Origin of the sequence: Comamonas sp. CMM03 (assembly GCF_019218715.1) — a bacterium.
In the GTDB taxonomy this organism is placed as follows: domain Bacteria; phylum Pseudomonadota; class Gammaproteobacteria; order Burkholderiales; family Burkholderiaceae_C; genus Comamonas; species Comamonas terrigena.
In genome coordinates, this window is record NZ_JAHUXB010000020.1 from 1 (window position 1) to 259 (window position 259).

Here is a 259-nt window from a genome sequence, read left to right on the forward strand (position 1 = left end):
CTGACTGTCGACGGCTTTGCGGCCGAGGGCAGCGGTGGCAATTTTGAAGACCTGGACGTGGTCAACGACAGCACCCCAGTGGTGATCGGCGACAGCATCAACACCACGACCGCCACGCTGACCAGCGAAGGAGAGGGCAACGAAGATGCGGGCTCGATCACCTACACGGTGAACCTGAGCCATGTCACGGATGGTGCGCAGGACTTCAAGCTCACACTGAGCAACGGCCAGGAAGTGACCATCACTGTCGCAGCCGGTG

Annotated in this window: 1 protein-coding gene; it reads left to right on the top strand. The window is 61.0% G+C overall.

Annotated features, from left to right (window positions below):
• On the top strand, positions 1 to 259 hold a 259-nt coding region (locus KW830_RS21155), incomplete at both ends, for an immunoglobulin-like domain-containing protein (RefSeq protein WP_218334320.1).